The organism is Bradyrhizobium sp. CCGE-LA001, from assembly GCF_000296215.2.
In the GTDB taxonomy this organism is placed as follows: Bacteria; Pseudomonadota; Alphaproteobacteria; order Rhizobiales; family Xanthobacteraceae; genus Bradyrhizobium.
The window spans coordinates 3,974,459-3,999,946 of record NZ_CP013949.1 but is presented as its reverse complement, the minus strand read 5'-3'; the positions used below and the strand labels follow the sequence as shown (position 1 = coordinate 3,999,946).

Below are 25,488 nucleotides of genomic sequence, written 5' to 3'. Positions count from 1 at the left end.
AATGCCCATATTTTGGAGTGCAGAATGACCAGCAGGATCGAAGCCAAAATTGGCCGGGTTCACGGCGATAGATACCTACCAGTCAGCAAGGCGCTCGAAGGATTTGTTGGTCATCCATTGGAGGTTGAGAACCTGCAGGGCTGGGCCGGCCCGAACGATTTTATGCAGATCATCATGGATTGGGCCTCATGGTACACCCTCGCAAAGCTGGGAGTAGGCGTCTTTGGCACCGGCATGCTTGCTAAATTCGGCCAGCTGGCCGCTGAAGGAAGTCATGGAGCGCTCAAACGCTTACTCACTAAGGCGCCGCCGCCGACGTCTGAAGAGAGCAACCCGGATCAAGCAAAGTTCGACGCTCTGACGCGCGCGATTACCGGTGCAATTGATGACGGATACGCGGTGACATTCAGTATCCCCACCCAAGGCCAATTTCGCAATCACATGGGCGTTCAATTGACCACCGGCGACCCGGTCGAACTGATATCCGTGGCAGCTTCGTTGGGAGAGATCGGAAACGACCTATGTCAGGTCCTTGAATCTCAACAGCAATCCGGCAAGACGCTATACGGGGAAGGTCACAACCGCGACGGGGGCCCGAAAATTGAGCAGCAAAACGATGGCTCCGTTATCATACGATTGTCCGTCTCGAAAGACGGACAGTCAGGGCCTCTCGTCATCCACTTCGACAAAGATGGGAAGCTTGATCGAGTGGAAACCAGCGTTTGATGCGCGGAGTCCCTTGACCTTCACCGGTCGATACTATCTCCGGGCGAACAGCCGAACAACCGCGAGAAACGCAGCAGCTACCTTGACGGGAGTGGACACGGTCCTAGGGACGCAGCCACCGTGCTTTAATTGGCCCCCAACAGGCGATCGGCTTCCTTAGTGCTGAGGATCTCAAACTCAAGGTGATTGCGATGCCGCTGAGCAGACCAATCCTGCAGCTTTTCGACGTACCGACTAAGGGCATCGTTCTGATGGTCCGGAAGAATTTGAGAGATAGAGAGCCCGTCGGCCGTCAACAGATAGACAGGGATCCAAACCTCACCCCCGTTCGACGGCGGGGATGGAAATGGCATTCGTTTCAAATCGGAACAAGCGAATTCGATTGCTGCCATCGTCGATGATTTTGCCTTCATTGGCATGGCCGAAGGTGCCCGGATCAACAAGTAAGCCCGCCTCTACAAGCGCTTTGCGCACAGGAAATTTAAGCTCGCCTGTCAAGCAGGTGGGCACCGTGTCTGCAAGTCGGTTCACACATAGCTCTTCGAACAACATGGCCGCAGCAGGGTCAAGTTCGTCGATCAGACGCATCGCGCGGGCAGTTATGCTTCCGGGCTTACGGACCTCGGCCGCCACAACGCGCCCCCATTTCTCGCGAGCCTCCTCAGTTGCGGCGTCTTGAGCATGACGCTCAAGTCTATGCAGAAAATCAGGACTAAGAGCCTTGTCGTTTGCATCTGCGCGAGGGTCGCGCCGAAGATCCTCAAGGGCGTGCCGCGCGACGCTATCTTTGTTTTCCTGCTGAAGTCCAATAGACCGAAGATAAGCGTCTACAGCACGATCAGCAAAAGCCCGATCGGTCTTCATTCGCCCTATCGCGTGATCGCGCATAGCTTCCATGAGCTTGCGCTCCCCTTCGATTTTCGCTCTCGATCTAACAGTGCTGTCTTCGAAAGGGATACGCCCCGCGCGGCCTGCGCCGTGCCGCCGCGGCCGACTGGGTCGGGATGTCGCCCAGCAAGTTCGACGAGTTGGTGCGGGAGGGCTTAATGCCCCGCGGAAAGCTTGTGCGAGGCTGCAGGGTCTGGGACCGCTAGGCGGGATCTTGTGGCATGGATTGATGAGGATTCATGAGACTTGCGCATCCCACACGCGCACGAAAGCGCTCTGAAGCGATGCCGCAGAAAAGCCGCTCTTGAAGGTCCGAGAGACACTGGGTCGGCCCAAGCGCACGCGCGAAATGTTCAGCAGGGGCCAAAAACGCGCGCCCCGCCGAATTTCGAAGGTCTTCAAAGCCCAAACTTGGTACGAATATAGTCGATGAAAAGTCCGAAAAGCCCTGCCCTTTTCGCCAAGCGGTACACGGCTGGCGCCACGGCCCGGGCGACCTCTAGCCAGTAAAGCCAGCGCGCCCGCTTAGCGCCGTGGCGTTCGACGTTCTTGGCGTGGAGCTCGCTCAAATCGCCGAGTTGCGCGTCGACAGTAGCTTTAGGTGCCAGCAAGGCGAAGGCAGCTTCGGCCAACCGCGGAGGTGTCGCCCTTTCCGATTCCTTCGCTGACAACTTTCTCATCGTCGCCCAATAGTCCAGAGCCTGGACGCCGCGGAATAGGCGCCTGTGTTTCTCCGCCTCCGCAGCTTTCACGCGCGAGAGCATCAGACCATGAATGAACTCGCGCTCCTCTTGCTGAGACATCCCCTCCGGAACCCGAAACACTTCGCCTTCCGCGTCGTCCCCCAAATAGATGACGTAACTGCCGTCATCTATCGGGTGTACCCTGCAGCTAATGCGCTTCACCCCATCGCTCCTTTCCATTCCAACCCTTCGGTCAGACGGAAGAAGCCGTTGAGCGAAGCATTGAGGGCCTTCTGCCCTTTGCCGGTAATTTCGAAGTACATCTTTGCGCGACCGCCGCGTTCTGCGGTGGCCTCGCCTTGCCGCGACCGGACAAACCCCTTGTCCTGCAGCTTCTCTAGCGTGGCGTAGATTGTCGCCATCGGCACTTCCTTCTGCAGTCGCTTGGCTAGCTCTTCATGGATAGAAACGCCGTAAGCGTCTCCGTTCTTCCTCAAGATCGCGAGCATAACCACCTGCTCGGTCTGTTTGAGACTGGTGTCCATTTCTCTTCAACCCTTGTTGTGCCTCGCGTTTATTCGCGAGATTCTTGGCTTCCTTCCGATGAGTATCTTCCAATCTATAGAATATATTGTCGAAGTCAATGTTCCAGAAACTAGAAAAAATACCGCGCGGGATGAGACCGGCCAGTCCTACGTTCTTGCATTGACCCACTTAACGACCGTATCCGAAACATAACCCTCGCATTGCCCGCGAATGAGCAACGTGACGAAAAGACGGTCACTCGGGTGAAGATGCTGCTCGATTTTGGTCACCATATCTGCCGCGGTGGTGTGGGCCTCGATGAACCACACAGAATTTAGGCCTGGATCTTTGATGTGAGAAAAATTTGAAAGATAGCTGATAAGGTTGTTTCGGGCCGGCGTGTAGTTGGCACGCTGCTTGTTCAGGTCCCATGTCACCAAAAAAAGGGCCATATCCGAATCTCCTGATTCTAGTAGGCGACCAGGATGGACCCTCGGCGCTGCGTCGCAACCCTGGGTTTGGAATGTCCTTGGTATTCACAAGCGAGGTAAGCCGCCGTGCGAGACGCCGAAGGAGTGGGCCACAGGCAGGAGAAAGTCCTGAAACTTCATGGGGAAGCCGTGAGACCCACACTCCACCAACATTCTGAAGCAGCTCGAAAATCTGCTCCGCTAGGGAGCGCCACCCGCCCGAAACAGTTCCCCGCCGATGACCCCGAGCACTAGCCTTGCACCACCCGGCGACAGGTGGATCGTATCGGTGGCAATCACCTCCCGCTCCGGCGTACGCACCAAACATTCTTGCCTGATGTCGCAGAGAACCTTGCGCAGCGAGACGTAGCCGATCCCGGCCGATCTAGCGAAGCCGGACATCAGCTCGTCCTCGGCCGGACCGGAGACGCCGGAGCCGAGCCGGTCCGGGAGTTCATGCGAGAAGCGGTAGTGGTTGATGATCGCGTGCGGCAGCGTGCGCTTCCAGACCGGCGGCGGCCCGACGATCACCACGCGCAAGACGCCGGCGTTTCGCAGCGCGGTGACGGTGCCGCCGAGTTTCTCCAGGTCGTTGTCGAAGCCCCACATCGCATGCAGCACGACGATGTCGGGTCGGGCCGCTGCGATCAGGCCAAAGGCCTTGCCGTTGCTGGCGGTGCAGCCGGCGTTCGGTCCGGCATCGAGAATTGGCGCACAGCCGGGCGCGGTGAAGCGGCCGACACGGAACGAGGCGTGTTGTGCGGCTTGCGCGAGCGCCGGATAGAGCGCTGCCGCATTCGAATCGCCCCACAGCACCAGCAGTGGCCCGCCGCCGGGCCCGATGCAGCCCGCGTCGAAACCGCTGCCGGGCGCTTCGAGAAAGCAGCGATCCCGGAAGGCGGGGTTGTCGTCCGTGCTCACGCGCGCGATCGCCTGCAGTTCTTGCGGGAAGCGCCAGGGAACACCCGCCGTGATGACGATGGCCGCGCCGATCACGCCGGCCGTGCCGAGTGCGATCGACAGGGACGGCGCCAAATTGCCACGATTGCGCATCGGCCATTCGATGAAGTGGAAGGTCAGGATCGACAGCACAGTTGCCACGAGGATCGCGCCCCAGATCTCGAGGAAGTTCGGCACCCCATGCCTGATGATCCCGAGATAGGTCAGGAGCGGCCAGTGCCAGAGATAGAGCGGATAGCTGATCAGACCGAGCAGCACGGCGGGCCGGCTCGACAGCAGCAGGCGGTTCGTCACGGCGTTCGGCGATACGATCACGAGCGCGGCGCCGACGACCGGTACGAGCGCCAGCAACCCGGGAAACGGCATCGCGCGGTCGAACAGCAGCGCGGACGCTGCGATAGCGGCAAGGCCGATCCCGCCGAGAAGATGGCTGCCGCACTTCCTGACCAGATTGGCCTCCGCCAGCAGCCCACCGATCAACAGCTCCCAGGCGCGCGGCACCGGCGCGTAGAAGGCCCAGTCCGAATGCGTCACCACCAGCACCGCACTGGCGGCGAGCGACAGCGCAAGCGCGCCGAGAATGTACAGCCGACGCCGGGGCGAACGCGCCAGCAGGCCAAGCGCCAACGGCCAGAAAATATAGAACTGCTCCTCGACGCCGAGCGACCAGAGATGCAGCAGCGGATTTTCCGCGGCCAGCGGCGCGAAATAGCCGAGCTGCCCGAGCTGGAACAGATTCGAGGCGAACAGCACGCTGGCGACGATGTTCTCGCCCAGCAGCCGAAACTGCGGCGGCAGCAGGATGACCCAGCCGATCGCAGCGGTGACCAGCAGAACCGCGATCAGGGCCGGAAAGATGCGCCTGATCCGGCGGGCATAGAAGGTCGAGATCGGCATCCCGCCAGGGCTCAGCAGGATGCGGGTGATCAGGAAGCCGGAGATGACGAAGAAGACGTCGACGCCGACGAACCCGCCGGGAAGCAGCCAGGGGTGCGCGTGATACAAGACCACCAGCAGGATCGAGACGGCCCGGAGTCCATCGATGTCCGGCCGGTAATTCTCGGAGGGCGTCATTGGACGTGACGTAGCGGCATTCGCCCTGCGACACAATCGGATGCAGACCGGCAATGTCCTGAAATGGAGCCGTCAGGAACGGCCGATTTCGCCGGCCAGCTTGAACCTCCCCGCACCCGGACGCCGACCAATGTTCGATCGGAACCGGTGCAGGTCGATGGAGCCGCGCGAGACCATTTCGGAAGAGCCGTCCGGCGTTGCCTTGCCGACGCTACCGCCATGGATGCGGCCCGTGATGCCCTACGCGCCGGACCGTCGTGCGAGGATGCTGGAGCATATGGCGCGCACCCGCTCGCAGCCCCAAGCCAGCGCGGCACATCCGCCGGCCCAGTCGCCATTCGCTTCGGTCACGGCCATCCTGGGTGATGCCTTCGGTTACGCGATCCTGTTCGGCATCGTCGCGCTGCTCTTCCGGTCCCGCGTTCCCCTCTACGTCGGCGCGTTTGTTTTCCTGGCCGACGGCCCGCGCATCGAAAGCGCGCTTGGCGCGATCGGCATCAGGTTCGAGCCCGATACGATCGGGCCCGATATCATCAAGAGCTCCGTGTTCTGGTTCGGCTGGATCGCGCTGCTCGTGTCCATCAGAGACGCCGTCCCCGCTTGGCTCGCGCCATGGATGCCCCCGACCTTGTCATGGTCGGCCATCGGCGGCATCGCCCTCGCGCTCGCCATCTTCGATGCGCTCGCAGCCTTGACGGTGCGGCGCACGGGTCCGTGGTTCGGATTGACGATCAGCCCGGACGGCCTGATCTGGACGACGGTCAAGTTCGTGATCCTCGTGGGTCTTCTGGCGCTGCTGGTGCTGCTCGGGACGGCCTGACCCTCGCCGTCCGCGCGATGACGACGTTGTGACCTTGCGCCACGAGTGGTTTCGTCACATCCCGCCCGCGTATTTACCGGAAATTTACCCCTGCTCGGAAGCGACGGTATCGTTTGCTTAGAATTTGACGGCTACCGTGGAATTACGGAATTCACCCAAACCGGTTGGCGTTCATGTCTGTTGCGGAGTTCCTCAGGCAGCGTGCAGTGGAAGTGACCGTGAGCGGCAGCTACTCGCTGCCGCGCTGGTACGATTGCGAGGGCAAGCTCCGCAGCTTCGCCTGCCGCACCAAGCGGGTCTCGCCCTTCCGCATGATCGTGGACGTGCCCGTCGTCGGCAGGGTCGGCGAGCGCCTCACCTCTTACTTCCAGGATTTCGGCGAATTCCAGTGCACGATCAGCGCGACGCTGAAATCGGGCTTCCTGATGGAGCTCGACATGACGCGGGCGCGGCGCGCCTGGATGTCGGAAAAGCTGACCTGGCTCGAGAAGAAGCAGAAGGACGCCAGCGTCCAGGAATTGCGGAACGACGCGCGTTTCGTACCGCAGGTCTCGCACACATTCCTGACGCTCGCCGACGGCAGCACCCATCCGTGCTTCATCATCGACGTCTCTACCGCCGGCGTCGCGATCTCCTGCGAATACGATCCGCCGGTCGGAACCCCGCTTGCGGTCGGCGCCTGCGTCGGTCGCGTGATCCGCAAGTTCGACCATGGCTTCGCGGTGAAATTCGCCGAAAAGCAGTCCCGGGACGATCTCATCCGTCTGGTCGTCCGGCCACCCATGCTTCAGTCGGCCTGACCCTTCCGCATCGCTGCCCTATAGCGGCCCCATTGCCGGGTCAGCTTTTGCCCCTGCAGACTTGCGATCGGGGGACCGAATGGCAGTCGACAAGACCACAGTTGATAAGATCACTTGGGACAGGGTCGGCCGGGTCACCGAGCCCGGACGCTACATCTACACCTTCGGCTGGCTCACCATCACCGCCGACGACCTCGAGATCTGGAAGCAATATCCGCAGGCCGCGTTCACGCTCCTGCAGGATCCCGAACCGCACGAGGCCGTCGGCGAGGAATTCCATCTCGGAGCCTTCGATATCGCCCCCGGCGGGCCATCGCCGTTCACCACCCACTGAACGCACCATCGCCGGGAACGTGTGGCATGGGCTGTGCTTTATCACCGCCATGATGCACATCCCCGCCGTCGACCAAGCCGTACTGCTACTGCTCATCGTGCTGTGCCTGGGCACGTGCCTCGTACGCGTCTTCTGGCAGATGGAGCAGGCGCGGAGCCGCCGGACCGCATCCACTCGCACACGGTCCACAACGAAGCGTGATTAGGCCGTTCGAGGTAGCTGCTGGCCGTCCGGGCCGTAAGTCCCGGTTCTGGCCCCATCTGGGCCAGCCGACTGCACCGAGACTCAAGAAACTCCGTACATTCTATTGATGCGGCTAATGAAACGCGCTTCGAACGAAGCAGCGGATGACTCCTGCCATCGAAGGCGAATTGGTGATGGCATGCAATTGATTGCGCTCTTGTTCTACATTTGGCAGCCCTGATGAATGCCGGCTGTCGCGCCCATTAAGCGAGGCGACAGCATCCGCATGACACATGGTCGCATCGGTAGACGTAGATTAGCGGATCAAGGGAACCTATTTTCGGCGCCGATGTACCTGATTGAAGCGTTACCCACCGTCATCGGAACTGCCGCCATCGCCCCGGCGCTGCTGATATTGTGGCTCGTCATCGCCGCCGAGGAGCGCCCTGGCCCGCCCGCACAGGTCTGGACCGCCTTCCTGCTTGGAGCTGCCAGCATTTCGCTTCTGGGCATCGCCCGCGCCCCCTTCGCCAAGATGGTTGCAGCGCCCGACGACCCCTGGGCGGCGCTCGCCATGCATTCGGTCTTCGGCGTCGCCCTTCCGGAGGAAGCCGTCAAGGTGATCGCCATCGTGCTGATCTCCTCGACCAAGCGGCGGACCTTTGCCAATCCGATGGACACCGTGGTCTATGGCGCGGCCGTCGGCCTCGGCTTCGCCGCCTACGAAAACCTCGCTTACCTCGTGCATCATGCCGACATGTGGCGCTCGCTGGCGGCCCTGCGCAGCGTGCTGACGGTGCCGTTCCACGGCGCGCTCGGCATCATCGCCGGCGCCTACCTCACCATTGCCCGGGCCGGCACCGCGCTGGGCGCCAACCGCCACAATCGCGATTGGGCCCGCCTGTCCAGCCGCCTGCTGATCTTCGCAGGCCCGCTCGCCCTACATTCGGCGTTCGACTTCCCGCTGCTGACGCTTCAGCGCATGCCGGATCTCGACCCGACGCTCCGGATGTGGCTGGGCGCGGCGAGCCTGTTGATCGGCTTCAGCTCGATCGCCTTCGCCATTCGCCTGGTCCGGCGCGTCGCACGGCATCACGCGCCCCGGACCGACGTCGCCCGCGAGCGGCTCAGCCAGCTGCGCCGGATGTGGGCGCTGCTGCTCGCCGGCGGCGGCGTCGGCTTTCTCGGCCTCGCCTTCGTGCTGACCTCGATCCATCACTGGCTGATCAATCCCGAGCGCAACCTCACGCTGGCGCTGATCCCGATCGGCTTCGTCTCGATCCTGCTCGGCCTTGCGCTTCTTATTGTCACGACGGCGATCTATATTCTGGGCCGCAACCGCATTCGCACCAGTGCCGAAGGTTTTTCGTCGGCGCCCGGCAGCCGTTGATCCTCCGCATGGCAAGCGCGCCATGGACCGACTAGATTGGACGTAGTCTTCTCGTTCCGGAGCCAGACCATGACATCGCCCGAGGAGTTTTCCCGCCTGCAATCCAAGATGAGCCAGGCGGTCAAGGCGCATTGGAAGGCCTTTCTGTTCGAAGGCATCCTGCTCGCTGTCCTCGGCATTGCCGCGCTGATCCTGCCGCCGCTCGCAAGCCTGGCAACGGCGATCTTCCTCGGCTGGATGTTCCTGATCAGCGGCATCGGTGGACTGATCGTGACCTATTGGGCGCGCAGCACGCCGGGCTTCTGGTGGTCGCTGATCTCCGCTGCGCTCGCAGTGCTCGCCGGCGGAATTCTGCTGGCCCGACCGATACAGGCGGTGCTGACGCTGACCATCGTGCTCGCCGCCTATTTCCTTGCCGAAGGCGTCGCCACCATCATGTACGCGCTGGAGCATCGTCGTGATTTGAGCAGCCGATGGTCGTGGCTCCTGATCTCGGGCCTCGTCGACATCGCGATCTCGTTCATGGTGATCACGGGACTGCCGAGCTCGGCGGAATGGGCAATCGGCGTCCTCGTCGGTATCAACCTGCTGTTCGGCGGCGCCACCCTGATCGGCATGGCTTTGGCGGCGCGCAAAAGCAACACCTGAGACGGGCTCGTCGCCTCTAAAGCGGTTTGGGGGGTGACAAGGCGTCAGCGGCACGCTATATGCGCTACCATGATCACCGTCGCCACCAGCTATTTTTGGTACTTTAGCTACGACAGCTTGCTGGCGGCAGGAGGATCACGCTCAATCTGAATATTGAAGCAGACGTCCGAACAAGCCGCCAGACCTGGCGGCTTTTTTATTGGCCGGCAGGTTCGAAACAAACAGGAGCCCGCCGTGCTGAGCACGACAGACGATCTTCGTATCCGCGAACTGAAAGAGCTGAGCACGCCGGAAGAGGTGATGTGCGAAGTCCCCCGCACGCTCACCGCGACACGCGTGGTGATGGCGGCGCGCAACGCCATCCACGCCATCCTCACCGGCCAGGACGACCGCCTGCTGGTCGTGGTCGGCCCGTGCTCGGTGCACGATCCCAAGGCCGCGCTCGACTACGCCGAGCGCCTGGCAAAACTGCGCGAGGACCTTGCCGACCAGCTCGAGATCGTGATGCGGGTCTATTTCGAGAAGCCGCGCACGACGGTCGGCTGGAAGGGCCTAATCAACGATCCCGATCTCGACGGCAGCTTCGACATCAACAAGGGCTTGCGGCTCGCGCGCAACGTGCTCTCGGCCGTGAACAATCTCGGCCTGCCCGCCGGCACCGAATTCCTTGATATGACCACGCCGCAATACATCGCGGACCTCGTGTCATGGGCAGCGATCGGCGCGCGCACGACCGAGAGCCAGATCCATCGCGAGCTGGCATCGGGGCTGTCCTGCCCGGTTGGCTTCAAGAACGGCACCGACGGCAATGTGCGGATCGCAGCGGACGCCGTGAAGTCGGCCTCGCATCCGCATCATTTCATGGCGGTGACCAAGCTTGGCCGTTCAGCGATTGCGTCCACCGCGGGCAACGAGGACTGCCACGTCATCCTGCGCGGCGGCAGCGAGCCGAACTACGATGCAGCGAGCGTTGCGGCGGCGTGCAACGAGCTCACCAAGTCCGGCGTCGCGCCGCTCGTGATGGTCGATGCAAGCCACGCCAATTCGACCAAGAAGCCGGAGAACCAGCCGAAGGTGATGACCGACATTGCCGGTCAGATCGCCGGAGGCGAGAGCCGCATCATGGGCGTGATGATCGAGAGCAATCTCATCGCCGGCAGGCAGGACGTGGTGCCGGGCAAGCCGCTCACCTACGGGCAGAGCATCACCGACGGCTGCATCGACTGGGCAACGACGGCGACAACGCTCGAGCAGCTCGCCGACGCGGTCGAGATCCGCCGCAACAGCCAGCGCGCAGGGCTGCACGAGCGATCGGCCTAGCTGAAATCATTGCGGGCGGGGCGAAGCTGTCGCGCCCGCCCGCAATGTCACCGCCTAGCAGCCGCGGCAGATGCTCTTGATCTTGCGATCGAGCTCCGCGTCTTCCTTGTTCGCAGGCGTGTTCGGATTGCTCAGATTCTTCTCGCTCGGCACGTCGGCCGCGCGCGGCTGGCGGTGACCGACGGGCGCCGGCCAGGCCGTCCCGGAGCTCGCGCCGCCCGACGTCGATCCCTTGGAGCCGCCGGTCTGTGCAGAAGCCGCGCCGCCGAGCAAGATCACGAGCGATGCTGCCACCATGATTTTTTTCATGTTCGCTTCTCCATTCTCAAACCCACGCCCCGCTCCAGCACCGTCAGGTTTCGGGCGGATAGAGATGAACGTCGCCGCAATAATCCACGATACGATACCGCGTTTCGGCTCCCGCTTCACGCGCGTCGGCTGCGGTATTTTGTGTCACTGACACATAATTCGGCCCGACCGGCGACTTGCCGGCGCCGCCGGGAATATCGATGACATAGTCAGGCTGACACAGCCCCGATACCCGCCCGCGCAACTGCCGCATCAAATCCTGTCCTTCGGCCAGCGTCGTTCGCAAATGCACGGTGCCCGGCGCGAGATCGCCGTGATGCAGGTAATAAGGCTTGATCCGGCATTCGACGAAAGCTCGCATCAAATCCGACAGAGCGGCGACATTGTCATTGACGCCGCGCAAAAGCACGGACTGGCTCACCATGGGAATGCCGGCGTCCACCAGCCGCGCGCAGGCGGCGCGCGCTGCTCCGGTCAGCTCCCGCGCATGGTTGGCGTGTAGTGCGACCCAAGTGGTGGCGCCCTCGACCTTGAGCGCGGCGACCATCTCGTCGCTGACGCGGGCGGGATCTGCCACGGGAACGCGGGTATGAAGGCGGATGATCTTGACGTGGCCGATTCCGGCAAGATCGGCCATGATCTCGCTCATGCGTCGCGGCGAGAGCATCAGCGGATCGCCGCCGGTGAGGATGACTTCCCAGATTTCGTCGTGGGCGCGGATGTAGTCGATCGCCGCGCGATAGGCGCTGTCCGAGAGCGCGTTGTCCTTGCCAGGCCCGACCATCTCGCGGCGGAAGCAGAAGCGGCAATAGACGGCGCAGACGTGAACGAGCTTGAACAGCACGCGATCGGGATAGCGATGCACGATACCGGGAACCGGCGAGTGCGGATGATCGCCGATCGGATCAGCGCTCTCGCCCGGCTGCACATCCAGCTCGGCCGCTGTGGGAACGAACTGCCGCGCGATGGGATCCTCGGGATCGGTCGCATCGATCAGCTCGACGAGATGAGGCGTGATCGCCACTGCATAGCGCGCGGCAACGCGTTCGAGCGCGGGCAGCGCAGCGGCGGGCGCCAGGCCTTCCGCCACGAGCTCGGCCGGCTCGCGCAATGTCCGTACAAGGCAGGTCTTCGTCATCTCTCACCTGCAGGCGGCGTCCACACCACCTGATCAATTCGCGCTGCGCCGCTCGCCAGCATCACCAGCCGGTCGAAGCCGAGCGCGACGCCGCTCGCCTCCGGCATGGCGGCAACGGCGGCGAGAAAATCCTCGTCGAGTGGATAGGCCTCGCCGTAGCGGCGCTGCTTTTCCGCCATCGATTCCGTGAAGCGCTTGCGCTGCTCCTCGGCATCGGTGAGCTCGCCAAAGCCGTTGGCGAGCTCGACGCCACAGGCATAGACCTCGAACCGTTCCGCAACCCGCGGATCGTCCGCCTTGACCCGCGCCAGCGCCGCCTCTGGAGATGGGTATTCGAACAGAATGGTCAAACGCCCCTGCCCCAGATGCGGCTCGACATGCTCGACCAGGACCTTGCTGAAGATGTCCGACCAGGTGTCGTCCTCGGTCACACGGACCTTCCCGCCGGCCGCCTCGGCAAGCGCGGCACGGTTACCCTCGCCGCCCGAGATTGTCGACAAGAGATCGATGCAGGCGAACTGCTCGAAGGCGCCCGCGACCGTGACAAGCTCCGGCTCGGCAAAGGGGTCGGCGGTCCGGCCTCGGAACGAGAAAGCCGGGATTCCGGTCGCCTGCGCAGCCCGGACGATCACCGCCACGGTGTCGTTCATGATGTCGTCATAGGGAGCGCCGGCCCGGTACCATTCCAGCATGGTGAATTCAGGCAGATGCAGGTCGCCCCGCTCACGGTCCCGGAACACCCGGGCGAACTCGAAAATCCGCTTCTCACCCGCCGCCAGCAGCTTCTTGCAGGCAAATTCCGGGGAGGTTCGCAAATATCGGCTGGCGCGGCTGCCATCCGGCCGCATGATGTCGGTCCTTGGGGCGTGCAGATGGGTCTCATTGCCCGGGGAGACCTGGAGGACCGAGGTTTCGACCTCGACGAAGCCCTGCTCGGTAAAAAAGCCCCGCAAGGCCGCGTTAATGGCCCCCCTGGCCTGGAGGAAGGGCCGCCGGTCGAGGTGCCGCTCGGGCGACCAGAACGGCGACATCGGCTTGTCCCCAGCCATTACCCGACCGCCCCTTGGGACAGCAAAACGCTGGCATCCAACGGCAAAATCAGTATGTTGCGGCCCGAAACGGGCGCCGAGGTCCGATTTGAGGCCCCAAGTCCCCCATCGATTTGACCATGTCCTGGCCGGTGCCGGGCCAAGCAAGCAGGAAATACAGCTTTGAGAGTCATCGCCAGTTCTATTCGCAAGGGCAACGTGATCGAGCAAGACGGCAAGCTTTATGTCGTCGTGAGCGCCGAGAACATCCATCCCGGCAAGGGCACCCCGGTCAGCCAGATCGAAATGCGCCGAATCTCGGACGGGGTAAAGATCTCCGAACGCTACAAGACCACCGACCAGGTCGAAAAGGCCACGATCGAAGAGCGCAACTACACCTTCCTGTATGAAGATGGCGACGGCTACCACTTCATGAACCCAGAGACCTACGACCAGGTCCAGGTTCCCAAGGACGTCGTCGGCGACGCGGCCGCGTATCTTCAGCCGGACATGACAGTCAAGCTGTCCATGCACGACACCAACCCGGTGTCGATCGCACTGCCGCAGCGCGTGACGCTGGAAGTGGTCGAGACCGAGCCAGTGACCAAGGGCCAGACCGCCTCCTCCTCCTACAAGCCCGCGGTGCTCTCCAACGGCGTGCGCACCACCGTGCCGCCGCACATCTCGGTCGGCACCCGCATCGTGGTGATGACCGAAGACGGTTCCTACTCCGAGCGCGCCAAAGACTGACGGGGAGCAGAGCGATCGCAACAGGTGCCGCGGGGGGCGAGACAGTGGTTGGGAAAGGTTTCCGCTTCGTCTCGCACCTTCTGGCGTTGCTTTCGCTCCTCATTGCCACCCCGCTTGCTGCGGACGAATTTCGCAGCCCTTCACTCACTGCCCTGCGCGTCGATTGGCGCGCAGCGCTCGACCAGCTCCGCACTGAGATCAACAGCCGTCCCCGGATCGCAGGCGACTTCATCTTCGTGCCCCGCCGTTCGGTACCGCGTTACGATCCGCGCGCAGTGCCTGCGCTGGTGCAGCTCAACGCGGTCTCCTCGCAATTCTTCACCGGCATCGCCCGCAGCCCCGTGCCCGTGCTGCTGCCGTTCGACGCCGCCGCGTATCTCGAGGCGCAACGCAATGGCGCACCAGCGACCCTCGCGCTGTCGCGCTACCAAGCCGACTTCAATTCCGTCGACATGTTCGATGCCGGCCCGGCCGGTTATAGCGCGACCTTCTCGCTCGAGCCCGGTGCCGGCGACGGGATGCCGAGCCGCGTCTTCACAAGGCCCGTCGAGGTGCAGATCACGGGCTCGGCGCTCGTCTATGACATCGCCGACCCCTCGGGGGGCAAGGGCGAGCCGGTCAAACCTCTCGCCGCAACTTATCCAGACCTGCGCAGGTTCATCCGCGAAGGCTATGTACGCTACGCCTTCACCCGTTTCGGCGTAGCCTATGTTGTGTCAGTTCAGTGCCTCGACAGCGTCGCAAAGCCGCGGCGGCTCGCCTGCAAGGAAGCCTATCCGGTGGCCGAGCGCTTCCTGAAGGCGCTGCGGGTCGCCGGCGGGCAACGGATGCGGCCGCTGATGGACGTTGCCTCGAGCGTCATCGATCGCCCCACGGCGCGTTCGCCGGATTTCAGCTATCGTCCGAGCGGCGACATCATCCCGAACACCGGCTATCGCAAGCAGGGCGGCCATCCCGACGCCATGGCCTATGCGCAGATCCGCTTCCCGCTGGAGAAGGCGCCGGCCTTCGTCCGCTCGCAATCCTACGGCAAGCGCGACAAGAACGACGGCCCAACGTCTTATCCCTGGCGCGACAATTTCTGCGAATCCCGCAGCTTCGAGGTGTGGCAGTGCGCCGGCGGCTACGGCCACCAAGGCGAGGACATCCGCGCCGCCGCTTGCCCGCCGGCCGGCGAGGGCCGCGAGCCCTGCGATCCCAAACAGCGCGGCGTCGTTGCCGTGCGCGACGCAATCGTGATCCGCGCCGCCAAGGACCAGGCCGCGACGCTGCAAGTCAACAGCCGCACCGAGCACATCCGTTTCCGCTACATGCACATGAACCCGCACGCGATGAACGGCGACGGCCTTGTCAACGGCCGCCTCGTCACCGAAGGCGAGAAGATCGGCGTCGTCTCGAATTATCTCGACCGTCCCGCCGGAACCTCGCTGCACCTGCATTTCGACGTGCAGGTGTTCACCCGCGACGGCTGGATCTGGGTCAGCCCCTACGTCACGCTGGTCTCGTCCTATGAGCGCCTGATCCGCGCCCGCGGCCGCGAGGTCGGTCCGGAGATTGCCGTCACGGCGCAGCCTGTGGCACATGCGCTGCCTGACGATGTTATCAAGCCGGACCTGCGCGAGGGATCGAGCGGCGAAGATAATTGACGGCTTGCTCGTTCCAATGCCGGGCAGAAGTGTGTCGTCGTTCACACCGCCGGCTTGGAGCGAAGAAGGAACAGGGTTGATATGAGTGTCGGACTGATCGGTCTTCTCGACGACATCGCGGCGATTGCAAAGGTGGCGGCAGCCTCGCTCGACGATGTGGCAAGCCAGGCTGCGAAGGCGGGTGCAAAGGCGGCTGGCGTCGTCATCGATGACGCGGCCGTCACGCCGAACTACGTCATCGGCTTTGCCTCCAAACGCGAACTGCCGATCGTCGGCAAGATTGCGCTCGGATCGCTCCGCAATAAATTGCTGATCCTGCTTCCGGCTGCCCTGTTGCTTGGTTATTTCCTGCCTGCCGCAGTCACGCCGCTGCTGATGCTGGGCGGAGCCTTCCTCTGCTACGAGGGTGCCGAGAAGGTGCTCGAAGCGGTGCTGCCGCATCATGCGCATCAGCACGAAGCGCAGCTTCAGCCGATTGCGTTGAATGCCCGCTCCGTCGAGGACGAGAAGGTCGCGAGCGCCATCAAGACGGATTTCATCCTGTCGGCGGAGATCATGGCGATCACGCTGGCGGCCCTACCGGCGGGCAGCATCTGGACGCAGGCCTTCGTCCTTGCGCTGGTCGGCCTGTGCATCACTGTCGGGGTCTACGGCGTGGTGGCCCTGATCGTGAAGGCGGACGATATGGGCTTGGCCCTTGCGCGCTATGACGGCGCCTCTGTCATTGGCGGTGCGATCCGCGCGCTCGGTCGCGCGGTCGTCCGCGGCATGCCCGTCTTCCTGGCGGTGCTGAGCACGATCGGCACTGCCGCCATGATCTGGGTCGGCGGCGGCATCATCCTGCACGGCATCGAAAAATACGGCCCGCCCGCGATCGGCCACGCGGTCCATGCTGCAACCGAGGCTGCCGCACACCTCCTTCCCTCAGTTGGCGGCATCATCGAATGGTCGGTCGAGGCGGCCATCTCGGGCGTGCTTGGGCTGCTTGTCGGCGCGATCGCCATTCCGATGGTCGAATACGGTCTCTCACCGGCATGGAAACTGTTGCGGCGATCGCAGCCGACCTGACCAGCGGTCGCGGACGAGCGCGACCTACTCCAGGAACGTCGTGAGCTGCGCGCCCTCGTCCGCAACGAACACAGCGATCAATTCCGCCGGCTCCGTCATGCTGGCATTGGCCGAGACCAGATGCGTCGAGCCGGGCGGCTCGAAGAACGACTGCCCGACGCCGAAGGTCTCGACGGGGCCGCCGCCGAGTTGAGAACGGATCTCGCCCTTGGTGATATAGGCGGTGACGGATCCCGCGTGACGATGCGGCCGCGAAAACCCGCCCGGACCGTAGGACACGCGCACGATGGTGACGCGCTTGCCGGGCACGTTCGGCAGCGCGTAGGAGCCGATCGGCTCGACCTTGTCGAGCGGCGAGCCCTCCGCAGCCGTGGCGCACAGCGGCGCCAATGCGCCTGACACGCTGTCGATCGTGACAGGCAGCACCTTGCCGATCACAAGCGCACAGGCGAGCCCTCCGATCGCTGCGATCGCCATCGACCGTGATGGCATCGGGCGCTGCGCGGCCAAACTCATTGCTGTCATGTTGACCTCCCCATTCTGCGATTACGATGCAGCGGCATTCGCCGTCATCGGCCGCTTCGCCGGTGTCCAGCGATAGGCCGCACCAAACCGGTTCCAGACGTTGATCGAGGCGATCGCCGAGGTCAGGTAGGTCAGCTCGCTCTCGGAGAACTCGCGACTTGCCTCCGAATAGACCTCGTCGCTGACGCCATCTGGCAGCAACGTCAACGCCTCCGCCCAAGCCAGCGCCGCGCGCTCGCGCGCGGAAAAGATCGGCGCCTCGCGCCAGACCGCGACCAGATGGAGCTTGTCGACGGGGACGCCGATCCGTTCCGACAGCAGGACGTGGTGCTGCACGCAGAAGGCGCAGCCGTTGATCTGCGAGGCGCGCAGCTTGACGAGCTCGATGAGTTGCTTGTCGAGACCGGCCTTGGTCGCAAGCTGACCGAGCGCCAGCACCACATCGAAAACGTCCGGCGCGATCGTCTTGAAATCCTCGTATTCGCTGCGGGCGTGTGACATTGCGGCTCACCTCGTCTTATTGTAAGTGTGCTTACACCTTATAAGAGCTCTTACATGTCACGCAAGACCGCAGCCGTCACGAGATCGAAAATTCCCCACCACGCCCCCGACGCCGGCCCTGTGCACGTACCCGCCCCCGGCGAAGGCAAGCGTGGCGAGCAAGGCTATATCGGCTATCTCCTGCGCCAGGCGCATGCCGCCGTCCGGCTGAAGATGGAGCGCACCCTCGCCGATCTCGGGGTGACGTCGCCGCAATTCGCGGTGCTGACCATGCTCAACGCCTATCCGGGCCTGTCGGGGGCCGATGTCGCGCGCCTCACCTTCCTGACGCCCCAGACCGTCGGCGTCATCATTCGCAATCTCGAACGTGACGGTGCCATCACGATGACGCCTCATCCGGTCCACGGCCGTATCCAGCAGTGGACGCTGACGCCGCGCGGCGCGACGCTTTTGAAGGCGTGCCGACAGCGGGTGCTCGAATTGGAGAAGCGCCTCGCCCGGGGCCTGGATGACAAGACGGAGGCTGCGATCCGGCGCTGGCTCACCGGTATCGCGACCGAGTTACAGGAGGATTAGGCGCCCTGCCGGTCGCGACTGAAGCGTGCTACCCGCCCTTCAGTGCATTCTTGACCTCGCCATCGGGCCAGCCTTCGCCTGCTGCGATCACCCGCACGCGGGTTCGATCCGCGGCATTGACCAGCACATGCGAACTCACGTGGTCGCGGCTCGGCTCCAGGTGCAGATCGGTTTCGGGTTTCCAGCTCAACGTGGTCGCGAGATCGCCGGGAAAGATCTGCCATTGCGATCCGTCGTCGAGCTCGACGACACGACTTTCCGCATGCGCGTGTATCTTCATTCGACCCCGAATCGATTTGTCCAGCGCTCGAAAGGAAGGCCCCGGCATCGAACCGGGGCCCTGCTTCGTCAGTCGTTGTCGTGATGAATCACCGTCTTCTCGCGATTGCCGAATTCATCTTCCTTCTTGATCACCGTGGTCCGGTCGGCGGGCTCGCGCTCCTTGATTACAGTGGTGCGGTCGCGATCGCGATCTCGCTCCCGATACTCATGGGACTGACCAACCGTCACGCCGGCGCCGACCGGGCCGACGTGAACGCCGACTTCATCAGCGAATGCAGGCGTCGCAATGGCCGTGACCATCGCGGCGGCAAATAAATATTTCCTCATCTTGTTCTCCTCGTGTGATGCGGGAGGAATGCTGGACTGCGACAGTTTGTTCCGATGAAATGGCACGTCCGACCCTGCGGATTACGCCGCTTCCTGTTCCAGGAACCCGCACACACGCGCCATGTTTCAGGCTAGAATGCGCCCATGAAACACGCTGATTCCTCACCTCGTCCGACGCGCCGCAACCTGCTTCAATCAACGCTGGGTGCAGCTGCCTTGCTGACGCTTTCGACACGCGCCTTGGCCGCGCCTCCGGGCTTCGACGAATGGCGCGAAGCCTTCCGCGCGCGTGCGATGGCGAAGGGCATTTCTGCCGCGACCTGGCAACGCGCGATGGCGCGGGTCGAGCCTGATATGAGCGTGTTCAAGCAGATGCGCAATCAGCCGGAATTCAAGGAGCAGGTGTGGCAGTACATCAACCGCCGCGTTTCCGACTGGCGCATCATCAACGGCAAGATCGCGTTGAAGAACAACGAGGCGCTGCTCGCGCGCGTCGAACGCGATTACGGCGTCGAACGCGGCACGCTGCTGGCGCTGTGGGGCGTCGAGTCCGCCTATGGCGATCCGCTGGTGCAGCAGAACCACATGCGGCCGGTATTTCCCTCGCTCGCCGCGCTCGCCTGGAACGAGCCGCGCCGCAAGACCTATTGGGAGACCGAGCTGATCAACGCACTGCGCATCGTCGACAAGGGCTGGAGCACGCCGGAGCAGATGCAGGGGTCCTGGGCCGGCGCGATGGGGCATTCGCAATGGATGCCGGAAGTCTGGCTCAATGTCGGCATCGACTATGACGGCGATGGCAAGGTCTCGCCCTTCGGCAAGCCGGACGATGCGCTGGGCTCGACCGCCAAGTACCTCGTCAATCGCGGCAAGTGGCATCGCGGCGAGCATTGGGGCTACGAGGTGCGCGCGCCCGGCAGCATGAGCGGGAGCCGCACCTACGCCGCCTGGGCCTCGGCCGGCGTCATTCGCGCCGACGGGCAGTCGTTCCCGCAGCCGAACGCATCCGCGCAACTATGGACGCCGGTCGCGGGCGGGCCGACCTTCCTGCTGGGGCCGAACTTCTATTCGGTGAAGAGCTACAATCCGTCGATGAACTATGCGCTGGCAATTTGCCATCTCGGCGACCGCTGCCTGGGTGCGCCACCGTTCATCCAGCCCTTCCCGGGTTCCGAGCGCGCGCTGACGCTCGCGGAGGTGCAGGAGATGCAGACTCGCCTCACCAAGGCCGGCTTCGACACCGGTGGTACCGACGGCCGCGTCGGCAACGACACGATGAAGGCGGTGAAGGATTTCCAGCAGCGCGTCGGGATTGCGCCGGCGGACGGCTATGGCGGGCTGAAGGTGCTGGCGAAGCTGCGGCAGGGCTCGTAGGGCTTACTTTGGCCCGTACCCGGATGGAGCGCAGGGTAATCGGGGGGCGTCAATCGCAGATCTAATCCCGGATTGCGCTGCGCTCCATCCGGGCTACGACGGCCGTCGCAAGACTAGTGCCGGTACTGCGGCTCCTCGGCGTCCAGCTGCCTGCGGATTGCGGCCAGATGCAGCCGTGCGGATTCGGAATCGCCTTCGCGCATCTGCCGGTAGGTTTCGGCCGCAACAGCGGGATCGACAGGCAGGACTTTCCGCCCCGTCGACATCGCGAGCACCTGCACCTCGGCGGCGCGCTCAAGATAATAGAGATCGTCCCAGGCTTCCGCAATGGTCGGGGCCAGCACCATCACGCCGTGATGCTTCATGAAGACGATGTCGGCATCGCCGACGGCGGACGCAATGCGCGCACCTTCGCGGTTGTCGAGTGCGAGGCCGTTATAGTCGCGGTCGACGGCGGTGCGGCCATAGAATTTCAGCGCGGTCTGGCCGGCCCAGATCAGCGGCTCGCCCTCCGTCATCGACAGCGCCGTGGCGTAGGGCATGTGGGTGTGGAAGGCGACCTTGGCGCGCGGCAGGCGCTTGTGCATCTCGGCGTGGATGTAGAAGGCGGTCGCTTCGGGCACGCCCTCGCCGTCGAGCACGTTGCCGTGGAAATCGCAGATCAGAAGCTTCGAGGCGGACAGCTCGCGGAAGGCGTAGCCGTAGGGGTTGACCAGGAAGAGATCGTCATGCCCGGGCACCACGGCCGAGAAGTGATTGCAGATGCCTTCCTCGAAGCCGTTGCGCGCGGCCATGCGGAAGCAGGCGGCAAGATCCTCGCGCGCGGTACGGATCGCGTCAGTGGCGAGATCCGGCCGGTTCGAACGATGCGGCGCGGGCGAGGACGCGTGAAGGCTGTGCGCCATGGCGAAGGACACCTCTGTCGGAAGGAAGCTGCCCGTGTTGTACAGGGCTGGCGCAGGCGCGTCAGCCCCTGCGGCCGCCACCCTGCCCTGCGCAGCTCATGCGCGCCGCGGCACGCCCCCGGCGTTCATGCCGCCGTCGATGACGAGCTCGCTGCCGGTGACGTAACGCGAGGCATCGGAGGCCAGATACAGCACGCCGGAGGCGATCTCCGCAGCCTGACCGGCGCGGCCGAGCGGCGTGGCGATCTTGGCGCGCTCCTCGGGATCGATCGGGGCGTTCTGGCCCGCACCGGTCGCGCCGGTCGGGATCTTGCCCCAGATCGGCGTGTCGATGATGCCGGGATGCACGGAGTTGACGCGGATGCCGTCGCCGGCGGCCGCGCATTCCATCGCGATCGATTTGGCGAACAGCCGCACGCCACCCTTGGTCAGCGAATAGGCCGACAGCCCGGGGGCGCCGCGCAAGCCCGCCAGCGAGGACATCATCACGATCGAGCCGCCGCCGGTCTTGCGCATCAGGGGCAGGCAATGCTTGACCGAGAGGAACACGCCGTCGAGGTTGATCGCATTCTGCTTGCGCCAATCAGAGAGCGTCATGTCGACGATCGAGGGCACGGCAATACCAATGCCGGCGTTGGAGACCATGATGTCGAGCCGGCCGTAGCGCTTGGCGATCTCGGCGACGATTTCGATCCAGCGCTCCTCGCTGGTGACGTCCTGCTCCAGGAAGATCGCTTTGCCGCCGGCCTTGGTAATGCGCTGGGCCAATTCTGGGCCGCGCAGCTCGTCGATGTCGGTGGCAATGACGGTCGCGCCCTCGCGCGCGAACAGCTCGACGATGGCCTCGCCAATGCCAGAAGCGCCGCCCGTCACCAGCGCGACCTTGCCCTCAACCTGCCCTGCCATGTTCACTCCCTTTTTTGTTATTTGAGCGGTCTCACGCTTTATCTAATCACGGATGGCCCCTGGTCCGGTAGCGCGATGTCGACGACACGAAATTGTACACGCTCGACGCCCTGGTAGCGATCGACCGACAACGATCCCGCGACATGCAATTGCTGACCGCGATTGGCCAGCAGCGCATTGCCGAGCTTCTGGCCGACGGAGCGGAAGGCAATGCCGTTGACGATGGCGCCATCGCCCGACTTGAAGCGCAGGCGCAGATGCGCCTGCCCGACCTCGTCAGCATAGACGAGCTGATGCGCCGGCAAGGCCAGCACCGGCTCGGGATTGCCGCTGCCGAACGGACCGGCGCGGTTAAGGGTGGTCGCAAGCTCCGGCGTCACGGCGCGCGCAGAAACCGCGCCATCGACATAGAGCTCGTTGACGTGGCGGGCTTCCGCGACGTCGCGTGCCAGTGCCTGCTCCATATAGGCGCGGAATTCAGCGAGCTTCTCTTTCCGCAATGTCACGCCCGCGGCCATCGCGTGGCCGCCGCCTTTGAGCAGGATGCCGTCGGCGACCGCCTGCCGCACCGCCTTGCCGAGATCGACGCCGGCAATCGAGCGGCCCGATCCGGTGCCGATGCCGCCAGGCTCCAGCGCGATGGCAAAAGCCGGCCGCGAAAACTTCTCCTTTAGGCGGGAGGCGACGAGGCCGACCACGCCGGGATGCCAGCCCTCGGAGGCCGTGACGATGACGCCGAGCTTGTCCTCGAGCCCGATCGAGGCAAGCGCCTCGGCTTCGGCCTGGGCTTCCGCCGCCTGCTCGATGACGCGGCGCTCGCTGTTGAGGCGGTCGAGCTCGGCGGCGATCCGCGCCGCCTCGACGCTGTCGCCCTCGAGCAGCAGCCGCACGCCGAGATCGGCGCGGCCGATACGGCCGCCAGCATTAACGCGCGGCCCCAGCATGAAGCCGAGATGCCAAGCCTCCGGCGGGCCGTTGAGCCGCGCCACGTCCATCAGCGCGGTATGGCCGACATGGTCTCGCCGCCGCATCGCGATCAGGCCCTTGGCGACGAAGGCGCGGTTGAGACCGATCAACGGGGCGACATCGGCGACGGTGCCGAGCGCGACGTGGTGCAGCATGCCGAGCAGATCCGGCTCGGGCATCTCGCTGCTCCAGAAGCCGCGCTGGCGCAGCTCGCGGTTGACGGCAACCAGCGTCACCAGCACGAGGCCGACGGCGGCGAGATGGCCGAGGCCGGAGAGATCGTCGGAGCGGTTCGGATTGACCAGCGCATCGACCTCGGGGAGATCGAGGCCGCATTGGTGGTGGTCGATCACGACCACGGACATGCCGAGCCGCTTGGACTCGGCCAGCGGCTCGATGCTGGTGGTGCCGCAATCGACGGTGATCAGCAGCGTGGCGCCCTTCGCCGCCAGCGCGCGCACAGCCTCGGTGTTGGGGCCGTAACCCTCGAAGATCCGGTCCGGGATGTGGATCAGCGGATCGAGGCCGCAATGGCGCAGATGCCAGGCGAGCAGCGCCGCCGACGTCGCGCCGTCGACGTCGTAATCGCCGAAGATCGCAACCTTCTCGCCCTTGCTGGCGGCATCCGCGATTCGCCGGGCAGCGGCCTCCATCTCCGTCACCGTGAACGGATCCGGCAGCAGCTTCCGGATGGTCGGATCGAGAAAGTCCGGCACGGTGTCGATATCGACGCCGCGGCCCGCAAGCACCCGCGCCAGCAGTTCCGGCAATTGGTGCCGCTGCACGATGGCGAGCGCCTTGGCCGCTCCGCGCCCGTCCAGCCGGTCACGCCACAGCTTGTCGGTGAGCGAGCGTGCCACCCCCAGGAACGCCTGGGGCGCTTCGACAGGCAATGCGGTGGCGGAGGGCGTCATGAAAGGCGAATGGCTCGAGGAACCCGGAAAGGTGACGGCGGTCGGCCGTCCGAGTGATTGACCCGGAATCCCCCGAGATAAGCAATGTCCGCGCGGCATAAAGCGGTGGATTGCCGCTTTGCTGCGCGGAGTGACTATCATTTGGGCATTCGGCCGAACAGCAAATTAAGCGGGCGTTAGGCGGAATCTTCGAAAACGTCTCGTATTCGATCTGTAATTTGTTGTTCCGGGTTCGTTGCAGATCAGACCTCATTGCCAAGGGAAATCCCCGATGTCTGCTGCGCTGGGTCTGAAAGCCAAGCCGATTGCCACCGAACCCGCCGATGACGATTCCGACATCTCCGCGCTGATCAACCGCCTCACGGCAGAGGTCAACCAGATCGCGGTCGACAAGACCAAGGCGATCCAGCAGATCACCAACCAGATGAAGATGCTGGCGCTGAACGCGCTGATCGAGAGCTCGCGCGCCGGCGCGCAGGGCGCGGGCTTCGCGGTGGTGGCGCAGGAGGTCCGCGGCGTCGGCCAGCAGGTCGAGACCATCGCCCGCGAGCTCGAGACCCAGCTGACGAAGCGCACCGGCGATCTCGTTGCCTCGATCGATCGCATGAGCCAACGCTCGCGCGGCGAGCGCATGGTCGATCTGTCGCTCAACGCCATCGAGTTGATCGACCGCAACCTCTATGAGCGAACCTGCGACGTGCGCTGGTGGGCGACCGATTCCGCCGTGGTCGATTGCGCGGCCTCTCCGGGCGCTGCGGCCGTCAACCACGCCTCGCAGCGTCTCGGCGTGATCCTCGGGGCCTACACCGTCTATCTCGACCTCTGGCTCTGCGACCTCGACGGCAACGTCATCGCCAATGGCCGCGCCGACCGCTTCCGCGTCGTCGGCCAGAACGTCGCCCACACCAAATGGTTTCGCGAGGCTCATTCCTTGCGCTCCGGCGACGATTATGTCGCCGGCGACGTCGAGAACCAGCCCCTGCTCGGCAATGCGCAGGTCGCGACCTATTGCGCCAGCGTCCGCGCCGGCGGCCAGGCTAACGGCGCGCCGATCGGCGTGCTCGCCATCCATTTCGATTGGGAGCCGCAGGCCCGCGCCATCGTGCAAGGCGTGCGCGTCGGCGACAACGACAAGGCTCGTGTCCTGCTGGTCGATTCGAATTTTCGCGTCATTGCGGCGTCCGACGGCCAGGGCATTCTCAGCGAGCGCATCTCGATCTCGCTGAACGGCCAGCGCTCCGGCTTCTACCCCGATCGTACCGGCACGTTGGTCGCCTTCCATGCCACCCCCGGCTATGAGACCTATCGCGGGCTCGGCTGGTACGGCGTGATCGTCTGCGGGGCGTGAGGCGCCCCGCAAGATCGGGCAAACAGCCCCCGCCTCATCAAGTCGCGAAAACAACCCCATGCACAGTAGCCAAGCGGTTGGTTTGATTGGTTATTTTTGAAGGG

28 protein-coding genes are annotated in these 25,488 nt (G+C 64.0%); 13 read left to right on the top strand and 15 right to left on the bottom strand.

Features of this window, described 5'->3' with window-relative positions; all coding sequences use genetic code 11:
* Positions 1-24: 24 nt before the first annotated feature.
* Complete coding sequence (locus tag BCCGELA001_RS18485) at positions 25-726, top strand: hypothetical protein (protein WP_008558815.1); 702 nt, start codon at positions 25-27, stop codon at positions 724-726.
* A 318-nt stretch (positions 727-1,044) separates the two neighbouring features.
* On the opposite strand, the gene BCCGELA001_RS18480 is transcribed toward BCCGELA001_RS18485, so the two are convergent.
* From BCCGELA001_RS18480 to BCCGELA001_RS18460, 5 genes are all read right to left on the bottom strand, one after another.
* The gene (locus BCCGELA001_RS18480) at positions 1,045-1,590 is read right to left on the bottom strand and encodes a DUF2806 domain-containing protein (RefSeq protein ID WP_158511628.1); all 546 of its coding nucleotides are present in this window, start codon (positions 1,588-1,590) and stop codon (positions 1,045-1,047) included.
* A gap of 422 nt (positions 1,591-2,012) precedes the next feature.
* On the bottom strand, positions 2,013-2,519 hold the full coding sequence (locus tag BCCGELA001_RS18475) for a permease prefix domain 2-containing transporter (protein WP_060736000.1): 507 nt from the start codon (positions 2,517-2,519) through the stop codon (positions 2,013-2,015).
* Positions 2,516-2,842 (bottom strand): PadR family transcriptional regulator, encoded by a 327-nt coding sequence (locus BCCGELA001_RS18470; protein ID WP_060735999.1) that lies wholly within the window; start codon positions 2,840-2,842, stop codon positions 2,516-2,518. The genes BCCGELA001_RS18475 and BCCGELA001_RS18470 overlap by 4 nt, the downstream gene beginning before the upstream one ends.
* A gap of 147 nt (positions 2,843-2,989) precedes the next feature.
* Positions 2,990-3,274, bottom strand: a complete 285-nt coding sequence (locus tag BCCGELA001_RS18465) for a hypothetical protein (RefSeq protein WP_008558795.1) — start codon at positions 3,272-3,274, stop codon at positions 2,990-2,992.
* A gap of 219 nt (positions 3,275-3,493) precedes the next feature.
* Positions 3,494-5,326, bottom strand: coding sequence for an acyltransferase family protein (locus BCCGELA001_RS18460; protein WP_008558792.1), 1,833 nt, complete (start codon positions 5,324-5,326; stop codon positions 3,494-3,496).
* A gap of 130 nt (positions 5,327-5,456) precedes the next feature.
* On the opposite strand from BCCGELA001_RS18460, the gene BCCGELA001_RS18455 reads away from it, so the two are divergent.
* The 6 genes from BCCGELA001_RS18455 to BCCGELA001_RS18425 all read left to right on the top strand — a co-directional run bounded on the left by BCCGELA001_RS18455 (position 5,457) and on the right by BCCGELA001_RS18425 (position 10,821).
* Positions 5,457-6,146 (top strand): hypothetical protein, encoded by a 690-nt coding sequence (locus tag BCCGELA001_RS18455; RefSeq protein ID WP_236840714.1) that lies wholly within the window; start codon positions 5,457-5,459, stop codon positions 6,144-6,146.
* 173 nt (positions 6,147-6,319) lie between these two features.
* Positions 6,320-6,946 carry a PilZ domain-containing protein gene (locus BCCGELA001_RS18450; protein WP_060735997.1) on the top strand — a complete coding sequence of 209 codons (627 nt, stop codon included), beginning with the start codon at positions 6,320-6,322 and terminating at the stop codon, positions 6,944-6,946.
* Between the two features lie 79 nt (positions 6,947-7,025).
* Entirely contained in the window at positions 7,026-7,280 is a 255-nt protein-coding gene (locus BCCGELA001_RS38155; protein WP_008558775.1) for a hypothetical protein, read from the top strand.
* A gap of 532 nt (positions 7,281-7,812) precedes the next feature.
* Entirely contained in the window at positions 7,813-8,853 is a 1,041-nt protein-coding gene (locus BCCGELA001_RS18435) for a PrsW family glutamic-type intramembrane protease (RefSeq protein ID WP_060735996.1), read from the top strand.
* A gap of 69 nt (positions 8,854-8,922) precedes the next feature.
* Positions 8,923-9,501, top strand: a complete 579-nt coding sequence (locus tag BCCGELA001_RS18430) for an HdeD family acid-resistance protein (RefSeq protein WP_008558760.1) — start codon at positions 8,923-8,925, stop codon at positions 9,499-9,501.
* Between the two features lie 234 nt (positions 9,502-9,735).
* Positions 9,736-10,821, top strand: a complete 1,086-nt coding sequence (locus BCCGELA001_RS18425; RefSeq protein WP_008558759.1) for a 3-deoxy-7-phosphoheptulonate synthase — start codon at positions 9,736-9,738, stop codon at positions 10,819-10,821.
* A gap of 54 nt (positions 10,822-10,875) precedes the next feature.
* Here BCCGELA001_RS18425 and BCCGELA001_RS18420 read toward each other — a convergent pair whose 3' ends face one another.
* The 3 genes from BCCGELA001_RS18420 to epmA are packed head-to-tail and all read right to left on the bottom strand — an operon-like array spanning position 10,876 to position 13,317.
* A complete protein-coding gene (locus tag BCCGELA001_RS18420; RefSeq protein WP_060735995.1) occupies positions 10,876-11,130 on the bottom strand; it encodes a hypothetical protein in 255 nt (84 codons plus the stop codon).
* Between the two features lie 43 nt (positions 11,131-11,173).
* Positions 11,174-12,268 carry a lysine-2,3-aminomutase-like protein gene (locus BCCGELA001_RS18415; RefSeq protein ID WP_008558748.1) on the bottom strand — a complete coding sequence of 365 codons (1,095 nt, stop codon included), beginning with the start codon at positions 12,266-12,268 and terminating at the stop codon, positions 11,174-11,176.
* Positions 12,265-13,317, bottom strand: a complete 1,053-nt coding sequence (epmA, locus tag BCCGELA001_RS18410) for an EF-P lysine aminoacylase EpmA (RefSeq protein ID WP_060735994.1) — start codon at positions 13,315-13,317, stop codon at positions 12,265-12,267. The genes BCCGELA001_RS18415 and epmA overlap by 4 nt, the downstream gene beginning before the upstream one ends.
* Before the next feature lie 162 nt (positions 13,318-13,479).
* On the opposite strand from epmA, the gene efp reads away from it, so the two are divergent.
* The 3 genes from efp to BCCGELA001_RS18395 all read left to right on the top strand — a co-directional run bounded on the left by efp (position 13,480) and on the right by BCCGELA001_RS18395 (position 16,760).
* Complete coding sequence (gene efp, locus BCCGELA001_RS18405; protein WP_008558737.1) at positions 13,480-14,046, top strand: elongation factor P; 567 nt, start codon at positions 13,480-13,482, stop codon at positions 14,044-14,046.
* A gap of 44 nt (positions 14,047-14,090) precedes the next feature.
* Complete coding sequence (locus tag BCCGELA001_RS18400) at positions 14,091-15,692, top strand: DUF4397 domain-containing protein (protein ID WP_193409725.1); 1,602 nt, start codon at positions 14,091-14,093, stop codon at positions 15,690-15,692.
* Between the two features lie 81 nt (positions 15,693-15,773).
* Entirely contained in the window at positions 15,774-16,760 is a 987-nt protein-coding gene (locus BCCGELA001_RS18395) for a DUF808 domain-containing protein (RefSeq protein ID WP_008558733.1), read from the top strand.
* Positions 16,761-16,784: 24 nt separating this feature from the next.
* Here BCCGELA001_RS18395 and BCCGELA001_RS18390 read toward each other — a convergent pair whose 3' ends face one another.
* The gene (locus BCCGELA001_RS18390) at positions 16,785-17,285 is read right to left on the bottom strand and encodes a cupin domain-containing protein (RefSeq protein WP_060735992.1); all 501 of its coding nucleotides are present in this window, start codon (positions 17,283-17,285) and stop codon (positions 16,785-16,787) included.
* 21 nt (positions 17,286-17,306) lie between these two features.
* Positions 17,307-17,786, bottom strand: a complete 480-nt coding sequence (locus tag BCCGELA001_RS18385) for a carboxymuconolactone decarboxylase family protein (protein ID WP_008558728.1) — start codon at positions 17,784-17,786, stop codon at positions 17,307-17,309.
* A 54-nt stretch (positions 17,787-17,840) separates the two neighbouring features.
* Here BCCGELA001_RS18385 and BCCGELA001_RS18380 point away from each other — a divergent pair, with 54 nt between their 5' ends.
* Positions 17,841-18,362, top strand: coding sequence for a MarR family winged helix-turn-helix transcriptional regulator (locus BCCGELA001_RS18380; protein WP_060735991.1), 522 nt, complete (start codon positions 17,841-17,843; stop codon positions 18,360-18,362).
* Between the two features lie 28 nt (positions 18,363-18,390).
* On the opposite strand, the gene BCCGELA001_RS18375 is transcribed toward BCCGELA001_RS18380, so the two are convergent.
* Both BCCGELA001_RS18375 and BCCGELA001_RS18370 read right to left on the bottom strand, forming a co-directional pair.
* Positions 18,391-18,642, bottom strand: coding sequence for a hypothetical protein (locus tag BCCGELA001_RS18375; RefSeq protein WP_008558713.1), 252 nt, complete (start codon positions 18,640-18,642; stop codon positions 18,391-18,393).
* Positions 18,643-18,710: 68 nt separating this feature from the next.
* Positions 18,711-18,971 (bottom strand): hypothetical protein, encoded by a 261-nt coding sequence (locus BCCGELA001_RS18370; protein WP_060735990.1) that lies wholly within the window; start codon positions 18,969-18,971, stop codon positions 18,711-18,713.
* A gap of 144 nt (positions 18,972-19,115) precedes the next feature.
* Between BCCGELA001_RS18370 and BCCGELA001_RS18365 the strand changes: the two genes are divergently transcribed.
* On the top strand, positions 19,116-20,345 hold the full coding sequence (locus BCCGELA001_RS18365) for a lytic murein transglycosylase (RefSeq protein ID WP_060735989.1): 1,230 nt from the start codon (positions 19,116-19,118) through the stop codon (positions 20,343-20,345).
* A 113-nt stretch (positions 20,346-20,458) separates the two neighbouring features.
* Here the strand turns inward: BCCGELA001_RS18365 and BCCGELA001_RS18360 are convergent, their stop codons facing one another.
* From BCCGELA001_RS18360 to recJ, 3 genes are all read right to left on the bottom strand, one after another.
* The gene (locus tag BCCGELA001_RS18360; RefSeq protein ID WP_060735988.1) at positions 20,459-21,250 is read right to left on the bottom strand and encodes an aldolase; all 792 of its coding nucleotides are present in this window, start codon (positions 21,248-21,250) and stop codon (positions 20,459-20,461) included.
* A 96-nt stretch (positions 21,251-21,346) separates the two neighbouring features.
* Positions 21,347-22,156 (bottom strand): SDR family NAD(P)-dependent oxidoreductase, encoded by an 810-nt coding sequence (locus BCCGELA001_RS18355; RefSeq protein WP_008558697.1) that lies wholly within the window; start codon positions 22,154-22,156, stop codon positions 21,347-21,349.
* Between the two features lie 38 nt (positions 22,157-22,194).
* Complete coding sequence (recJ, locus tag BCCGELA001_RS18350; RefSeq protein WP_060735987.1) at positions 22,195-24,036, bottom strand: single-stranded-DNA-specific exonuclease RecJ; 1,842 nt, start codon at positions 24,034-24,036, stop codon at positions 22,195-22,197.
* Positions 24,037-24,307: 271 nt separating this feature from the next.
* On the opposite strand from recJ, the gene BCCGELA001_RS18345 reads away from it, so the two are divergent.
* Positions 24,308-25,384: a methyl-accepting chemotaxis protein gene (locus BCCGELA001_RS18345; protein ID WP_008558694.1), complete on the top strand. Its 1,077-nt coding sequence runs from the start codon at positions 24,308-24,310 to the stop codon at positions 25,382-25,384.
* The last annotated feature ends 104 nt before the right edge of the window (positions 25,385-25,488 follow it).

What these genes read in the sequence shown, in the direction of transcription:
- BCCGELA001_RS18435 (WP_060735996.1), top strand. Translation starts at nt 7,813, where the DNA reads ATGTACCTGATTGAAGCGTTACCCACCGTCATCGGAACTGCCGCCATC.
- BCCGELA001_RS18370 (WP_060735990.1), bottom strand. Translation starts at nt 18,971, where the DNA reads ATGAGGAAATATTTATTTGCCGCCGCGATGGTCACGGCCATTGCGACG.
- BCCGELA001_RS18395 (WP_008558733.1), top strand. Translation starts at nt 15,774, where the DNA reads ATGAGTGTCGGACTGATCGGTCTTCTCGACGACATCGCGGCGATTGCA.
- BCCGELA001_RS18430 (WP_008558760.1), top strand. Translation starts at nt 8,923, where the DNA reads ATGACATCGCCCGAGGAGTTTTCCCGCCTGCAATCCAAGATGAGCCAG.
- BCCGELA001_RS18460 (WP_008558792.1), bottom strand. Translation starts at nt 5,326, where the DNA reads ATGACGCCCTCCGAGAATTACCGGCCGGACATCGATGGACTCCGGGCC.
- BCCGELA001_RS18360 (WP_060735988.1), bottom strand. Translation starts at nt 21,250, where the DNA reads ATGGCGCACAGCCTTCACGCGTCCTCGCCCGCGCCGCATCGTTCGAAC.
- BCCGELA001_RS18465 (WP_008558795.1), bottom strand. Translation starts at nt 3,274, where the DNA reads ATGGCCCTTTTTTTGGTGACATGGGACCTGAACAAGCAGCGTGCCAAC.
- BCCGELA001_RS18375 (WP_008558713.1), bottom strand. Translation starts at nt 18,642, where the DNA reads ATGAAGATACACGCGCATGCGGAAAGTCGTGTCGTCGAGCTCGACGAC.
- BCCGELA001_RS18455 (WP_236840714.1), top strand. Translation starts at nt 5,457, where the DNA reads ATGTTCGATCGGAACCGGTGCAGGTCGATGGAGCCGCGCGAGACCATT.
- BCCGELA001_RS18355 (WP_008558697.1), bottom strand. Translation starts at nt 22,156, where the DNA reads ATGGCAGGGCAGGTTGAGGGCAAGGTCGCGCTGGTGACGGGCGGCGCT.
- BCCGELA001_RS18380 (WP_060735991.1), top strand. Translation starts at nt 17,841, where the DNA reads ATGTCACGCAAGACCGCAGCCGTCACGAGATCGAAAATTCCCCACCAC.
- BCCGELA001_RS18485 (WP_008558815.1), top strand. Translation starts at nt 25, where the DNA reads ATGACCAGCAGGATCGAAGCCAAAATTGGCCGGGTTCACGGCGATAGA.
- epmA (WP_060735994.1), bottom strand. Translation starts at nt 13,317, where the DNA reads ATGGCTGGGGACAAGCCGATGTCGCCGTTCTGGTCGCCCGAGCGGCAC.
- BCCGELA001_RS18365 (WP_060735989.1), top strand. Translation starts at nt 19,116, where the DNA reads ATGAAACACGCTGATTCCTCACCTCGTCCGACGCGCCGCAACCTGCTT.
- BCCGELA001_RS18450 (WP_060735997.1), top strand. Translation starts at nt 6,320, where the DNA reads ATGTCTGTTGCGGAGTTCCTCAGGCAGCGTGCAGTGGAAGTGACCGTG.
- BCCGELA001_RS18470 (WP_060735999.1), bottom strand. Translation starts at nt 2,842, where the DNA reads ATGGACACCAGTCTCAAACAGACCGAGCAGGTGGTTATGCTCGCGATC.
- BCCGELA001_RS18385 (WP_008558728.1), bottom strand. Translation starts at nt 17,786, where the DNA reads ATGTCACACGCCCGCAGCGAATACGAGGATTTCAAGACGATCGCGCCG.
- BCCGELA001_RS18480 (WP_158511628.1), bottom strand. Translation starts at nt 1,590, where the DNA reads ATGAAGACCGATCGGGCTTTTGCTGATCGTGCTGTAGACGCTTATCTT.
- BCCGELA001_RS38155 (WP_008558775.1), top strand. Translation starts at nt 7,026, where the DNA reads ATGGCAGTCGACAAGACCACAGTTGATAAGATCACTTGGGACAGGGTC.
- BCCGELA001_RS18415 (WP_008558748.1), bottom strand. Translation starts at nt 12,268, where the DNA reads ATGACGAAGACCTGCCTTGTACGGACATTGCGCGAGCCGGCCGAGCTC.
- BCCGELA001_RS18390 (WP_060735992.1), bottom strand. Translation starts at nt 17,285, where the DNA reads ATGACAGCAATGAGTTTGGCCGCGCAGCGCCCGATGCCATCACGGTCG.
- BCCGELA001_RS18420 (WP_060735995.1), bottom strand. Translation starts at nt 11,130, where the DNA reads ATGAAAAAAATCATGGTGGCAGCATCGCTCGTGATCTTGCTCGGCGGC.
- BCCGELA001_RS18345 (WP_008558694.1), top strand. Translation starts at nt 24,308, where the DNA reads ATGTCTGCTGCGCTGGGTCTGAAAGCCAAGCCGATTGCCACCGAACCC.
- recJ (WP_060735987.1), bottom strand. Translation starts at nt 24,036, where the DNA reads ATGACGCCCTCCGCCACCGCATTGCCTGTCGAAGCGCCCCAGGCGTTC.